Source organism: Marinomonas profundi (genome assembly GCF_020694005.1).
Taxonomy (GTDB): Bacteria; Pseudomonadota; Gammaproteobacteria; order Pseudomonadales; family Marinomonadaceae; genus Marinomonas; species Marinomonas profundi.
The window spans coordinates 1,310,254-1,323,519 of the sequence record NZ_CP073013.1; the positions used below are offsets into that span (position 1 = coordinate 1,310,254).

13 protein-coding genes are annotated in these 13,266 nt (G+C 47.1%); 6 read left to right on the plus strand and 7 right to left on the minus strand.

All coding sequences use genetic code 11. The annotated features are described in order from the left end of the window. Positions 1-24: 24 nt before the first annotated feature. From J8N69_RS06155 to J8N69_RS06170, 4 genes are all read right to left on the minus strand, one after another. Entirely contained in the window at positions 25-897 is an 873-nt protein-coding gene (locus J8N69_RS06155; protein ID WP_211084985.1) for an amidohydrolase family protein, read from the minus strand. A 114-nt stretch (positions 898-1,011) separates the two neighbouring features. Further along, positions 1,012-2,100 carry a 4-oxalomesaconate tautomerase gene (locus J8N69_RS06160; protein ID WP_168824911.1) on the minus strand — a complete coding sequence of 363 codons (1,089 nt, stop codon included), beginning with the start codon at positions 2,098-2,100 and terminating at the stop codon, positions 1,012-1,014. Beyond that, a complete protein-coding gene (locus J8N69_RS06165; RefSeq protein ID WP_168824913.1) occupies positions 2,093-2,770 on the minus strand; it encodes a 4-carboxy-4-hydroxy-2-oxoadipate aldolase/oxaloacetate decarboxylase in 678 nt (225 codons plus the stop codon). The genes J8N69_RS06160 and J8N69_RS06165 overlap by 8 nt, the downstream gene beginning before the upstream one ends. Positions 2,771-2,799: 29 nt before the next feature. Continuing rightward, positions 2,800-3,807, minus strand: a complete 1,008-nt coding sequence (locus tag J8N69_RS06170) for an amidohydrolase family protein (RefSeq protein ID WP_168824915.1) — start codon at positions 3,805-3,807, stop codon at positions 2,800-2,802. Positions 3,808-4,505: 698 nt separating this feature from the next. Here J8N69_RS06170 and J8N69_RS06175 point away from each other — a divergent pair. The 3 genes from J8N69_RS06175 (at position 4,506) to J8N69_RS06185 (ending at position 7,347) form a co-directional block, all read left to right on the plus strand. Next, entirely contained in the window at positions 4,506-5,519 is a 1,014-nt protein-coding gene (locus J8N69_RS06175) for a DctP family TRAP transporter solute-binding subunit (protein WP_168824917.1), read from the plus strand. A gap of 83 nt (positions 5,520-5,602) precedes the next feature. Next, on the plus strand, positions 5,603-6,076 hold the full coding sequence (locus tag J8N69_RS06180; protein ID WP_168824919.1) for a TRAP transporter small permease: 474 nt from the start codon (positions 5,603-5,605) through the stop codon (positions 6,074-6,076). 2 nt (positions 6,077-6,078) lie between these two features. After that, a complete protein-coding gene (locus J8N69_RS06185) occupies positions 6,079-7,347 on the plus strand; it encodes a TRAP transporter large permease (protein WP_211084986.1) in 1,269 nt (422 codons plus the stop codon). Positions 7,348-7,459: 112 nt separating this feature from the next. On the opposite strand, the gene J8N69_RS06190 is transcribed toward J8N69_RS06185, so the two are convergent. Continuing rightward, entirely contained in the window at positions 7,460-7,939 is a 480-nt protein-coding gene (locus J8N69_RS06190) for a peroxiredoxin (RefSeq protein WP_168824921.1), read from the minus strand. Between the two features lie 62 nt (positions 7,940-8,001). Next, the gene (locus tag J8N69_RS06195) at positions 8,002-9,978 is read right to left on the minus strand and encodes a methyl-accepting chemotaxis protein (RefSeq protein ID WP_168824923.1); all 1,977 of its coding nucleotides are present in this window, start codon (positions 9,976-9,978) and stop codon (positions 8,002-8,004) included. 215 nt (positions 9,979-10,193) lie between these two features. Between J8N69_RS06195 and J8N69_RS06200 the strand changes: the two genes are divergently transcribed. The 3 genes from J8N69_RS06200 to J8N69_RS06210 all read left to right on the plus strand — a co-directional run bounded on the left by J8N69_RS06200 (position 10,194) and on the right by J8N69_RS06210 (position 12,850). Further along, positions 10,194-11,669, plus strand: coding sequence for an aminotransferase-like domain-containing protein (locus J8N69_RS06200; protein WP_227803996.1), 1,476 nt, complete (start codon positions 10,194-10,196; stop codon positions 11,667-11,669). 220 nt (positions 11,670-11,889) lie between these two features. Further along, positions 11,890-12,300: a PilZ domain-containing protein gene (locus J8N69_RS06205; protein WP_168824925.1), complete on the plus strand. Its 411-nt coding sequence runs from the start codon at positions 11,890-11,892 to the stop codon at positions 12,298-12,300. Positions 12,301-12,334: 34 nt separating this feature from the next. After that, positions 12,335-12,850 carry a DUF501 domain-containing protein gene (locus J8N69_RS06210; RefSeq protein WP_168824927.1) on the plus strand — a complete coding sequence of 172 codons (516 nt, stop codon included), beginning with the start codon at positions 12,335-12,337 and terminating at the stop codon, positions 12,848-12,850. A gap of 105 nt (positions 12,851-12,955) precedes the next feature. Here J8N69_RS06210 and J8N69_RS06215 read toward each other — a convergent pair whose 3' ends face one another. After that, the gene (locus tag J8N69_RS06215) at positions 12,956-13,246 is read right to left on the minus strand and encodes a hypothetical protein (protein WP_168824929.1); all 291 of its coding nucleotides are present in this window, start codon (positions 13,244-13,246) and stop codon (positions 12,956-12,958) included. Positions 13,247-13,266 lie beyond the last annotated feature (20 nt).

The following is a 13,266-nucleotide window of genomic DNA, read 5'->3' on the forward strand; positions in this document are numbered from 1 at the left end:
TTTATTCGTCTTTCGATTAAAAAGTTATGACCAGTAAAGACGCATAGGATTGTCCACCAACAGCGCTTGTTGCAGCGCTTTGGTTGGCGCAATGTGAGGAATCACATCGACAAGATGTCCATCATTAGGCGCTTCCACTTTCATGTTTGGGTGCGGCCAGTCAGTGCCCCACAACACACGATCAGAGAACTTCTCCACTAAGGTACGAGCAAAAGGATAAACATCAGAATAGTCCGGCGCGTGTTGCGTCAAACGTTCTGGGCAACTTACTTTGCACCAGACATTGTCGTTGTCGGCCATAAAATTAACAAAACGCTGGAAGTCTGGGTGATCCACGCCATTGGCCACACTGGGTGTGCCCATGTGATCCACCACAATCGTCGTGTTCAACTCTTTTAGGAAGGGAATCAGATCTTCTAAATCCGCCGCCTCAAAGTAGACCACAATGTGCCAGCCGAACGGACGAATCTTATCCGCGATGGAGAAAAACACCTCTCTTGGCGTGCTGTCTACAAGGCGTTTTACAAAGTTAAAACGCACGCCACGAACACCCGCCGCGTGCATTTTTTCGATTTCTTCGTGAGTGATAGAATCATCCACAAATGCCACACCACGGGCCAAGTCACCGGCCGTTTCTAAGGCATCAATCAAGGCCGAGTTATCCGTGCTATGACAAGATGCTTGCACGATCACATTACGTGAAAAGCCTAGATGATCGCGCAAAGCAAACAATTGCTCTTTAGAGGCATCGCAAGGCGTGTATTTGCGTTTTGGGTGATAGGGGAATTTATCCGCCGGGCCAAAAACGTGACAATGCGCATCTACCGCACCCGCTGGCGCTGTAAAAGCCGGTTTGCTTGGGTTTGCGTGAAATGGAATATAATCTTTGTCCATCATGTTCAAATACCTGTTTTATTATTCGTTTTATTTAATAAGTCGTTATGATCAATAAAAAGCACGCGCTACAAGGAATAAGTAGCCTAGTGATGGCAAGCACCAAGCCTAAGGCATCTACAGACCATTACTATGAGCAAATACCCGACCATCGAACAGCTTTCTCGCGGTACGTAAAATGGCCGCCGAGCCAACGTCGCCGTTCTCGTCTTGATCTAAAATCACCGTCATCGCACCAATCGGATGCTCAACATCTAGCGTCATTCGAGTGCTTGGCGCATAACTGGCGACTTCATTGGCTGGCGAGCCTTTCAAAACAGCCGCTGTCGCCACACTCACCGCGCCCAATACACCAATCGATGCGTGACAACGATGAGGAATAAAAGTACGCGTGGAAATCGCGCCGCCCTTGGTCGCCGCACTCACCATGGTCATTTTAGGCACGGACTTTTCTGTCACGTCACCCAAATTCATCATCGGGCCAACTTGCAAGCGAATGGATTCTAGCTTGGCACGCAGCACATCATTGGCTTCCAGTTCTTCGCGGGATTCCGTACCCGTAATCCCCATGTCCGCCGCGCGCAGAATGACGACTGGCATACCGTTATCGATGCAGGTGACTTCGATACCATCAATGACATCCACCACATTACCAGTTGGCAACAAAGCGCCACAGCTTGATCCCGCTGTATCTTGGAACACAATCGGCACCGCCGCCGAAAAACCCGGTACGCCATCAATACGGGCATCACCTTCGTACTGCACTTCGCCGTCTTTTATAGCGACACGCGCCACAGCGATTTGACCGGTGTTTTCCATGAAGATACGTACCGACGTCTCGCCTTCTTCCGCCGCAACCAAACCACGTTCAATCGCAAAGGGCGCAATGCCCGCTAGAATGTTGCCGCAGTTTTGTGCGTCAGTAACAATAGCTTGATCCACAAACACCTGCAGAAACAAATAATCTACATCGGCGTCGTCTCGGTCGGACTTTTTCACTACCGCGACCTTGGATGCCAACGGATCAGCGCCACCAATGCCGTCGATCTGACGTTCATCAGGCGAGCCCATCACACGCAATAAAAACTGCGCGCGCGTCTCAATATCGGCCGGTAAATCTTCTGCCAAGAAGTACGCCCCTTTCGACGTACCGCCACGCATCCACATACAAGGCGCACTTTTTATAACGCCTGCCTGCTTAGACATATTTTAGACCTTTCTCTTTTAGACGTGGGCGCATTTCATAAATGTCTAAACCCAATTCGCCATTCGCCATGCGGACGCGTTTTGCTTCTTCGTTGGCCATACGTTTACGCGCCAGTTCCAATACTTCGGCGGCATTCTCACGACGCACCACCACCACACCGTCATCGTCCGCCACAATCACATCACCCGGATTGATCAAGGCATCTGCGCAGACCATAGGGATATTGACCGAGCCGACAGTTTCTTTAATCGTACCTTCAGAAAACACCGCTTTTGACCAAACAGGAAAGTTCATCTGACGTAAATCGCGCGTATCACGTACGCCACCGTCAATGATCAAACCGACCACGCCACGAGACTGGGCTGACGTCGCCAGCAAATCCCCAAAGAAACCGTGATTTGAAGGCGATGTAGGCGCAAACACCATGACATCACCGGCTTTACATTGCTCAATCGCCACGTGCATCATCCAGTTATCACCGGCCGCACCAGAAATCGTGATCGCCGAGCCAGCAATGGTTTTGTCCATTTGAATAGGACGCATGTAATGCGCCAATAAGCCAACACGGCCTTGAGACTCGTGAATCGTCGCGACGCCGCATTCTGCTAAACCATCGATGACGGCCTGATCAGCACGTTCGATATGTTGTACTACTACATTATTTCGCATTATATGTTCCTTCCCTTAAATCGAGAGCCTTAGGCTTTCAAACGACTAAATACACGACGAGCATTGCCTTCAAAAATCGCTTGTTTCTGTTCAGCAGATAACACAGCGCTGTTGTCGATATAACGTTTGGTGTCGTCAAAATAATGACCTGTTTCTGGGTCAATACCACGCACTGCGCCAATCATTTCAGAGGCAAACAAGATGTTCTTTGTTGGAATAATGTCTAACAGCAAATCAATCCCGCGCTGATGGTAAACACAGGTATCAAAATAAATGTTGTTTAACACTCGCTCGGCTAGATCAAAGCCTTGATCCAACGCCATACCACGGAAACGTCCCCAGTGATAAGGCACCGCGCCACCGCCATGAGGAATGATGATTTTTAATTCAGGAAAGTCTTTGAACACATCCGACATCATCAACTGTTGGAAGCCGGTGGTGTCAGCGCCTAAATAATGAGAGCCCGTGGTGTGGAAACAATCGTTACAGGCCGCGCTCACGTGGATCATCGCTGGAATGTCGTATTCGCACATTTTTTCGTAGATAGGGTAGAAAGAGCGATCCGCCAAGGATTTATCTTGCCAGTAACCGCCACTTGGATCTGGGTTCAAGTTGATGCCGATAAAGCCCATTTCTTCAACCGTACGCACGATTTCAGCTACCGATTTACCAGGATCAACACCTGGAGATTGTGGCAGTTGCGCAACAGGCGCAAAGTTTTCAGGAAATAAATCACACACGCGACGAATCAAGTCATTTTGGTGTTCTGTCCAATATTGGCTCGTGTACTCATTGCCAATATGGTGTCCCATCCAGCTGGCGCGAGGAGAAAAAATAGTCAGGTCCGTGCCGCGTTCTTGTTGTAAGCGCAGCTGATTATTGATGATGCTGTCACGGATCTCGTCATCCGAAACCACAACCTTACCTTTCTCACCCACAAAAGCAGGATCTTTAGCGACCTGTGCTTTTTGCTTATCGCGGTATTCGCCAACACCGGCGGGCGTCGTCGTATAATGTCCGTGGCAATCTATAATCATCTTAGTACTCTCTATTTTTTAAGGCTGTTCTTATTAAAGCCGCTTTATATTTAGGCAATACGTACGGTGAAACGGCAAGCCAAACATCGCATGTCATCTTGTCAATTTACCCTTGCCAACACCGCCATTCCATCACAATCCTTGAAGAGTATTGTTTTCCACCATCAATTTGGCTATTTCAATTTAACCAAAAGGGTATTGTATTTTGATATAGCGTCTTTTTAACGCAGAGAAAATGCCTATTTATTTAAGATATTTATAACCGATATCCGCCACAAACAGACGAGCACTGACACCCAAAAAATGCCATTAACACCTTGAAAAAACTCGTTTTTCCAAAAACAAATTCACTCTGTTGGCTTTTAGTATTCCCTTTTCGATATATATGAGACATTAAAAATTCATTTCTAAAAAAACAATATTTACGACATTTTGGTGTTGTTGCCTAATGAAAGAGCAAATATTGCACAGAGCATCATGACCCCTTTCTAACGTTAGACTGGATTTAACCGTGCTTGGCTTTCAGTAAAAAATATAGGGTATTTTCTGAATGATCCTATATTATTTAAAGCCTTAAAAACGTAAATTGCGTAGGTGAGAAGCACTACTCCTAACTGCCAATGCGCAGAAAAGCCGAGTAGACAATACAAAAATAAGACTATCTGGGTACTCAACCCCTTGAATTTGGAGAGATAAAAATGAATCTAACAAAAAAAATCACGCTTAGCTTAATGGCCGCCGGTGCCGTCAGTGTTGCCAGCGCAGCAGACCTGACCTTAACCCTTGCACATGTTGACCCTCAAGAATGGACCAACTCGAAGAAAGGCGCCGCTACAGAGGTGTTCAAAAACCTAGTGGAAGCCGAATCGGGTGGCCGTATTGAAGTAAATGTTTACCCTTCTGGACAACTTGGCGGTGAAACCGACCTAGTCCAATCCACTCAAGAAGGTACTTTAAGCATGACGATGGTGTCTGGCGCGTTTGCGAAAGTGTGTAAAGAAGCCTCCGTGTTAGAAATCCCTTATTTATTCCCTTCTGCGCCGATTGCCTGGGAAGTATTGGATGGCGAGTTCGGCAAAGCGCTATCTGAGCATTGCTTAAAAGAAAGCGGCTTGCGCACTCTTGCCTATGGCGAAACGGGCTTTCGTAACTTCACTAACTCTAAACGCCCTGTAGCAGAACCAAAAGATTTAGAAGGTTTGAAAATTCGCGTTCAAACCTTGCCATTGTACGTTGAAATGGTAAAAGCCATGGGCGCAGAACCAACCCCCATCGCATGGCCAGAAGTACCTTCTGCACTCACAACCGGCGTGGTGGATGGACAAGAAAACCCTGTTAGTGTGATTGAAGCAAACAAGTTCTATGAATTCCAAAAATACCTAACACTAGATGGTCACGTTTATGGCACAGATTTCTTGCTGATCAATGAAGATATCTATCAATCATTGAGCGATGAAGACCGCACCATCATTGACCGTGCCGCTAAAGTAGCGGGCGTTTTAGGCCGTGCAGTACAGCAATTCAATTCAGCAAAAGGCTTAAAATCTCTTGCCGAAAACGGTATGCAAATTACCACACCGACACCAGAACAATTAGCGAAGTTTCGTGATGTAGCGCAGCCAGCCGTCATTAACTGGCTAAAAGGGGAAGTACAGCCTGAGTGGATCGAACGCGCTCAGATGTCTGTTAAAGTGGTCAGTAATTCGCAATAATCTACACCTTGTAATCCGATAACCGAAGGTGACGACACTCACTTTCGGTTATTCTCCTTTTGTCACAGCCCGGAAAGCTCACCATGAAGCGCCTCTATAAAAATACTCTTGCAACCTTAACTGGCACCTCCCTATTCGTTATCTTTGGCGTTGTGTTAGTTAGTAGTTTGAGCCGTTACTTATTTAACTCACCGATTCAATGGAGCGAGGAAGTCGCGAAATACGCCATGATCTACGGCACTATGTTTGGCATGGCATTGTGTTATTTAGAAGGCATTCACATTCGCTTTACCTTCCTAGAAGACATGGTGTCGGCCAAAGTTCGTCATATTTTGCATATTATTTCTGATCTCATCGCGCTGATTAGCGGTGCTGTCTTTGTTTATTCTGGCTATCTCTTCATGATGAAACGAGGCGCGATACAAGCCCCCGGAACCGGCATTCAAATGTACTATTTTCAAGTGGCCATGGTTATTGGCGGCGTCTGCTTGGTTATCGCAGCGCTGATACGACTTGCCGACTATTTTCAACCCAAAAACACATCGGAAGGACAATAATCATGTTAGGCATCGGAATTCTTATTGTTCTTTTAGTGATTGGCAGCCCTATTGCCTTCGCGATTTTATTAGGCGTTGTTGGCCATGTTTATACCCTGCCTTTTAATGTTAGTTTGGTGGCTCAGCGCGTTTTTAGTGGGCTGGATTCTTTTTCTATTTTGGCCATTCCGCTTTTCGTTTTAGCGGGTGAACTGATGAATGAAAGCGGCATAACCGGTCGCATCATTAATTTTGCCAATGCGCTAGTCGGTCACATGCGAGCTGGCCTTGCTCATGTCAACATTTGGGCGTCGGTGATTTTTGCGGGGCTTTCTGGTTCTGCCGTTGCTGACACATCAGCTCTAGGGCGGGTGTTTATTCCGACCATGGAAAAAGAAGGCTATCCACGCGCCTTTGCGGCGGCGTTGACAGCCGCATCGTCGGTGATCGGGCCGATGATTCCACCCAGCATTCCAGTAATTATTTACGCCTTAATCACCACCGGCGTCTCGGTACCAGCGCTCTTTCTTGCGGGTGTCACGCCGGGGTTATTTCTTGCCACCGGCTTGTCGGTTTATGTCTACTTTTTTGCGGGTCATTACGCGCCACTCAAAGCAAAACTGTCGATGAAAGAACGCCTACAAGCCTTTGTTAATGCGTGGATTCCGCTGTTCATGCCGGTCTTTATTGTTGGCTCTATCTTGACGGGCATTGTGACGCCAACCGAAGCGGCCGCATTCGCCGCCGCCTATGCATTATTAGCCGGTATGTTTATTCTGAAAAGCCTGAAGGTTTCTGATCTTCCGCGCATTTTCATTCGAGCCATGCGTGACTCATCCGTCATATTGATCGTCATCGCCGTGGTGGCCGCCGCCAATTGGCTACTGACGTTTTCAAGAGTGCCGCAAACCGTTAGTCAGATGGTGCTAGAGCACGTTTCAAGTCCTTGGGTGTTTTTAATTCTAGTCAATGGGATATTGCTGGTCGTCGGTCTGTTCCTTGAAGGCATCGCCGCAATGTTGATATTGCTACCGATTCTACATCCTATTGCAATGAGCTTAGGCATCGACCCGGTACACTTTGGCATTGTGGTGATTTTCAACTTGATGATCGGCCTTATCACCCCGCCAATGGGGATATGTTTATTCGTTTCCAATTCGATTGCGAATGTTGGTATCGCCGCTATTTCGAGACAAATCATGCCACTATTCTTAGTCGAATTAGCGGTTCTGATATTAATCACCTTTGTGCCTAGTACGGTAACCTTCTTGCCAACGCTATTTGGTTACTAACCATAATCAGTAGACGTCAACACTCGACAGATATAAAAAACGACGCACTGGGCGTCGTTTTTTATTGAATGGCTTATTTGAGCGGCTTAGGCTTAGCTCAGAAAAGTGAGATCTACAGCTGAGACAATACGTATTCGGCGGAGCTAACGTTGTACTCACCCGGCTCGTCTAGCCAAAGTTGCTGAACAATGCCATTCGTGACTAGCATGGCGTAACGACGACTGCGAATGCCCATTTTAGCCGCGGAAATATCCAACTCTAAGCCCATGGAACAGGTAAATTCAGCCAAACCATCGGCGGCCATAATGAGGTTTTCGGCGTTATTCGCCTTGCCCCATGCATTCATCACGAACACATCATTAACAGAAAGACAGACAATCTCGTCTACGCCTTTTTCTTTCAGTGCATCAAAGTGCACCACAAAACCAGGCAAGTGGCTGGCGCTGCAAGTGGGTGTAAACGCCCCCGGCAAGGCAAACATCAGTACGGTTTTACCCGCAAAGAACTCGGTCACATCAAGGGTTTCAGGGCCTTCTTCAGCCATTACTTGAAACGTACCGTGGGGCAACATATCACCAACAAGAATCGACATAGACGTTATCTCCGAAAAGTTAAGATGCGTTTATCTTAACGCAACCTTTCGTAAAAAAACCATTAAACAATCTTAAATTGGCTAAGCAGTTGTTTTTGATGAGAGGCTAGTTTTGCTAAACCCTCACTGTCCCTCTCACTTTGATCCGCTCCCAATGCCGCTTGTTCGGACATGCCCGAGATCTCTAAGACATGATGCTTGATCTCTTGCGCAACGGCAGATTGCTCTTCCGCTGCGGTGGCAATTTGCGTGCTCAGGTCGCGAATCTCAGCCATACTCGTTTGCACTTCGGCCAGTGATAAGCCCACAGAACGAGCCTCTTCAACGCTCGAATTGGCGCTATTACGACTGACTTCCATGCTACCAACCGTTTTCGTCACGCCTTGCTGTAACTGCGTAATCACCAATTGGATTTCTTCTGTCGAACGGTGCGTTCTGGTTGCCAGCGTGCGAACCTCATCCGCCACCACCGCGAAACCTCGACCCTGCTCCCCAGCTCGGGCCGCCTCGATCGCCGCATTCAGTGCCAATAAATTGGTTTGCTCGGCTATTTCTTGAATCACATCCAAAATACGATCAATATTCTTCGAGTGTTCATCGAGCTGATTCACCACCGCTGTCGATGCTTCTATTTGCTCAAGCAAACGCTCAATTTTTTCAATATTGGCGTCCATCTGCACACGGCTTTGATGGCTGGTTTGATCAACCGTCTGAATCTGATGCAAAATCACTTCCGAACTTTTCGCTACCTGATCCACCGTAGACACCATCTCTGACATAGAGGATGCGACTTCCGTTGTGCGTTGGTTTTGTGCGCCCATTAAACGCTTAGCGTCGCTCGCCAAACGCACATTATTACCGGCTGACTCCGCCACATTGTTAGACGCTTGATCAATCTCAGTCATCACACTTTGCAATTTAGCCACCAAGCTATTGACCCAAGCAGACAGCTCACCAAACTCGTCTTTGGTGTTGACCTTGCTGCGCTGCGTAAAATCGCCATCGGAAATTTTCCCCAGTACCGTCATCACCTCTTTTAATGGCTGACGAATACTGCGGCTGACCCACAACGCCACCAGCACCGCAATCACAATCGAAATAATCAGCACTAGGCCAATAATCAGCGTAGACAAGGAGGCCGCATCGTTTGCCTCTTGCTGAGCATTTTGCCCTATTAGGCGCATTTCGGCTAACAAGGTCTGAGCGGACACATCAATAAGCGTCATACTGTCTGACAATTGCTTAGCCAGTACCTCAGCCGCTTGTGCCAAACGGGCATTTTCATAGTGCTTTGCGATCACCCCATCCGCGGTGGTCACCGCCACGTCTATTTCTCGAACCAAGTCATCAATATTGTCGTCATTCACATAAGCTTGCTTGTCTTTCAAACTGGTAATAATAGTCGCCATTGACGTGCGCAGCGCCTGCATATTATCCAAACCACGCACATCAAAATAATCACTCACTGAAACCAGCAAACTTTCGACCTGACTCTGCATATAGGAAGCGGCAAATTGGATTTCTGAGGTGTCACCATCACTGACCAGCATGGCTAGATCTTCCGCAGCAAAGCTAATCACATCTTTTAGATCGAGCTTTTCATCAGGCAAAACCGCCTGCAACTCCAACCTGGTTTTGTGGTTTGAGAAGGCCACATCGGTCTGTGCAAAAAAGCGCGTCACGTCATTATTGATGGCATCCAAGGTTTGTTGCATTTGCGGAAAATCTTGCAGTTGGGTGGAAAGCTGCGCAGAAACTTCGCTATATTCGGTTTTATAATGCAAAAATCGCTCAGACAAGCTTTCTAATGAACTCGGTGCGTTACTCAACAAATACTGCAACACCGCACCATTCGCCAAACTCACATTCTCTTTTAGCGCGTTACTGGTCGACGAAATACGCTCCACCGGCCCGGTTACAACATTTAATCTATCTTCAATTTTCTGAATACCAACAAAGCCCGAAGCGGCAATCATCAGTAAAAGTAACAATAAAATACCAAAGCCAAATAGGATCCTTTGGATCACAGATAACGACATAACCGACCTCTACATTATTTACGTGGTTATTATGAGCTCCATAACGAAGTTCACATAACGACAAAGCTGACTAAGGATACAGGAATAACATAACATTTTGTTGACCAATGGAGATCTCTACCAAGGTCAGTTTAGCTGAGATTTTGCCTTGGCAGCGTCATCTTATCCTCACCGCGCCGCCATGATTCCTTTCACCCCTCCAATCTGGTAAATTTATGGCTTCTTCTTATGACCCAATTGACCAGCGCTTTATGGAATGCCCTCTCTACGAAAAAATCGCCAAGCAAATTGAACAACAAGTTCACGAAGGTATTTTCTTACCGGGCGCAAAAATCCCATCGGTGCGAAAGTCCAGCAAACAAATGGAAGTCAGCGTTGCGACGGTACTGCAAGCGTACAGCTTGCTAGAAGACAGAGGAGTCATAAAAGCGCGTCCACAAAAAGGCTATTTTGTACAAGAGAACCAACTCCAAGCACTTCCTTTAGCAAAAATTACGCCGACTAAAAACGACGGCAGCATACACGCACTCTTGCGCCGCTTACTGCACGCTTCGCAAGATGAGAATATTATTCAGTTTGGCGCCGCCATTCCCAAAAGCCAATTTTTACCCATACGGCAGCTACAACGTTCCGTTGGGCGTTTAATGCGCCTAGAGCCTGAGATTTGTGCGGCGTATGAATTTACCCCCGGCTCCCCCAGCCTACGCCGTCAAATTGCCATACGCATGCTCGATAGCGGCTGCCAGTTGCAACCAGACGACATCACCATCACTTTAGGCTGCCAAAACGCCCTCATGCTGTCACTGCAAGTCGTCGCAAAAGCCGGCGACACGATTGCCATAGAAAGCCCGGCTTACCATGGCGTCTTACAAGCCATCGAAGTGCTAAATTTAAAAGCGGTCGAAATCCCCTGCTCTCCTAGCACAGGGATCGATCTAGCGCTTTTAGAAAGCGCGGCCATTGAATGGAACATAAAAGCCTGCATCGTAACGCCCAACAATCAGAACCCGGTCGGGGCGACACTCAATCAGCAGGCAAGACAACAACTCATTGATCAATCAATAACACATAATTTCACCTTGATTGAAGACGACGTATACGGTGAATTGAGCTATGCCGATCGGCGCGAGCGCGCCCTAAAAGCCGATGACAAACAAGGCACAGTGATTTATTGCAGTTCATTTTCAAAAAGTATTGCACCGGGCTTTCGCATTGGCTGGGTTGTTGGCGGTCGCTTTCAAACACAAATCGAACATTACGCTTATGTACAATCTCTCGCTATTCCGACACTCACACAAACCGCCATCGCCAATTTTCTAGAAAATGGCGCCTACGATCGTCACTTGCGCAAGACTCGACTCGCCTATCAAGACAACCTCGCCCGTTGTCAGGCTCTCATTGAGGAGCATTTTCCAGCAGGCACCCAGACATCCAGCCCCAAAGGCGGTTTTTTATTGTGGGTCATACTGCCTGACAGCATCAACGCCATGACACTTCATACCCAAGCCTTAGAAAAAGACATTGGTGTATTACCCGGATTAGCCTTCAGTTTAACGGCACAATTCAGCCATCATTTTCGGCTTAATTACGCCCTAAATTGGGACAATAAAACCGATGCCGCATTAAAAGAGCTCGGTCGGCTTTGCCAACAACAAATACAGCCACAAACGCCACAACAAATACAAGCGTAAACGCCACCAGAACCGCCATCAATGGCAGTGAACAACAGAACAAGACGCGCCGGAAATAAAAGAGCGCTTTCATATAAGCGGAGGTTATGAACTTTCACTCAGGCATCTTAAAATCCATCTGTACAGACAGGGCAAAAAGCGTACAATTCGCATTCTTTTTTAAACACTCTGCCTTATTGGCCGATAACATGAATATCTAAATAGTAGCTGGCTTGTTGCGATGGAATTTGTTGCCCATCCGAGAGACCTTCCATTAGACATTACGCTAATTGAAGATCAACCCTTTCCTCCCGTAAACGAGGCAAGAGTTGGGTTTGTCGGTATCACATACACTACCCTTCATCCTTTCGATAATGGACGTTCGGTTAGAATTACATTAGAAGAAATAGACCCCAATTTTTGCGTCTCTGGGCGTATTGTTTGGTGTCGAAAAGAAGCCGACGGCTATCAAATTGCGATTGACTTCCCCAGCAACGAAGAATGCTACTGTGTGCGCATGATTGAGCAACTCTCTCAAATAGAACACTATCGACGTCAAGCCAAAAGCGAAGGTCGACGACTGAACTACAATGAAGCCGCCGCGGAATGGATTCAAAAGTTTGCCGCGAGCTTTCCGACCTTCTCTGTTTGATTTTCTCACTTTTATTTTCAGTTAATAAGACATTATGACAACCACACTTTCTCAGCGTGATATTGATATCATCACGGCACAGCTTGGACGAGCGCCTAGTGGCATCAACGCCATCGCCCATTACTCACCTAACGGCACACCACAAGTACTGGAAATGGAAACCTGGGTATTTGATCAGCCTTTCCCAACGCTCTACTGGCTCTCAAGCAAAGCCATCGACAAAGCCTTAGCGAAAATAGAAAGCCATGGCGTCGTCAAAGAGCTTGAACAACGCATCAAAGATGACGAAACATTACGTGAAGCCCACCACGCTTCCCATCGGGATTACATCGCAAGACGCTGGGCCGTCATGAGCGATGAACACAAAGCCATTATTGAAGCAAAAGGCTTTAAGCCATTGTTTGATAAACTGGGCATTGGCGGGATTGCAAATTGGGATCAGGTTCGATGCTTGCACATGCAATACGCTCATCACCTTGCTGGCAACAACGTCATTGGCCAAATTTTGGATGCCGAATACGGCATGAAAGCCATCGCTGACGCAGAATAACCTCGATTAAAAAACACAAAAAAAAGGGGAATAGCCAATGACTATTCCCCTTTTTTATATTATTTAGCCAAAGACTCGCTTTGGTCTTGGTTGCGTTAAAGCGTTTTACTTTGGACTTTTTAACATGACTCTTAGCTCTTCCGGGGTGGACGCCTTTGGCAACAGCTCCCGAATACGATTAAATGCCGCTTGCGCAACCGCCGCACGTTGCGCGTAAGTGGTTAGCGCCCCGCCCGTCCAACCGGCCAACTTTACCATCTCATTTTTGAAATGATTGCCACCAACCCCATGCCCCCCTAGCGTCATTAAGGCATCTTCAATGTCTAAATAACTGGGGCGTTCACCGCCAAATTTCATAAAATCATCTTGCTGCACTTCGGTAAACTGCTTTGACATTCTGCAAACCCTTTGTAAAA

What these genes read in the sequence shown, in the direction of transcription:
- J8N69_RS06155 (WP_211084985.1), bottom strand. Translation starts at nt 897, where the DNA reads ATGATGGACAAAGATTATATTCCATTTCACGCAAACCCAAGCAAACCG.
- J8N69_RS06160 (WP_168824911.1), bottom strand. Translation starts at nt 2,100, where the DNA reads ATGTCTAAGCAGGCAGGCGTTATAAAAAGTGCGCCTTGTATGTGGATG.
- J8N69_RS06165 (WP_168824913.1), bottom strand. Translation starts at nt 2,770, where the DNA reads ATGCGAAATAATGTAGTAGTACAACATATCGAACGTGCTGATCAGGCC.
- J8N69_RS06170 (WP_168824915.1), bottom strand. Translation starts at nt 3,807, where the DNA reads ATGATTATAGATTGCCACGGACATTATACGACGACGCCCGCCGGTGTT.
- J8N69_RS06175 (WP_168824917.1), top strand. Translation starts at nt 4,506, where the DNA reads ATGAATCTAACAAAAAAAATCACGCTTAGCTTAATGGCCGCCGGTGCC.
- J8N69_RS06180 (WP_168824919.1), top strand. Translation starts at nt 5,603, where the DNA reads ATGAAGCGCCTCTATAAAAATACTCTTGCAACCTTAACTGGCACCTCC.
- J8N69_RS06185 (WP_211084986.1), top strand. Translation starts at nt 6,079, where the DNA reads ATGTTAGGCATCGGAATTCTTATTGTTCTTTTAGTGATTGGCAGCCCT.
- J8N69_RS06190 (WP_168824921.1), bottom strand. Translation starts at nt 7,939, where the DNA reads ATGTCGATTCTTGTTGGTGATATGTTGCCCCACGGTACGTTTCAAGTA.
- J8N69_RS06195 (WP_168824923.1), bottom strand. Translation starts at nt 9,978, where the DNA reads ATGTCGTTATCTGTGATCCAAAGGATCCTATTTGGCTTTGGTATTTTA.
- J8N69_RS06200 (WP_227803996.1), top strand. Translation starts at nt 10,194, where the DNA reads ATGGCTTCTTCTTATGACCCAATTGACCAGCGCTTTATGGAATGCCCT.
- J8N69_RS06205 (WP_168824925.1), top strand. Translation starts at nt 11,890, where the DNA reads ATGGAATTTGTTGCCCATCCGAGAGACCTTCCATTAGACATTACGCTA.
- J8N69_RS06210 (WP_168824927.1), top strand. Translation starts at nt 12,335, where the DNA reads ATGACAACCACACTTTCTCAGCGTGATATTGATATCATCACGGCACAG.
- J8N69_RS06215 (WP_168824929.1), bottom strand. Translation starts at nt 13,246, where the DNA reads ATGTCAAAGCAGTTTACCGAAGTGCAGCAAGATGATTTTATGAAATTT.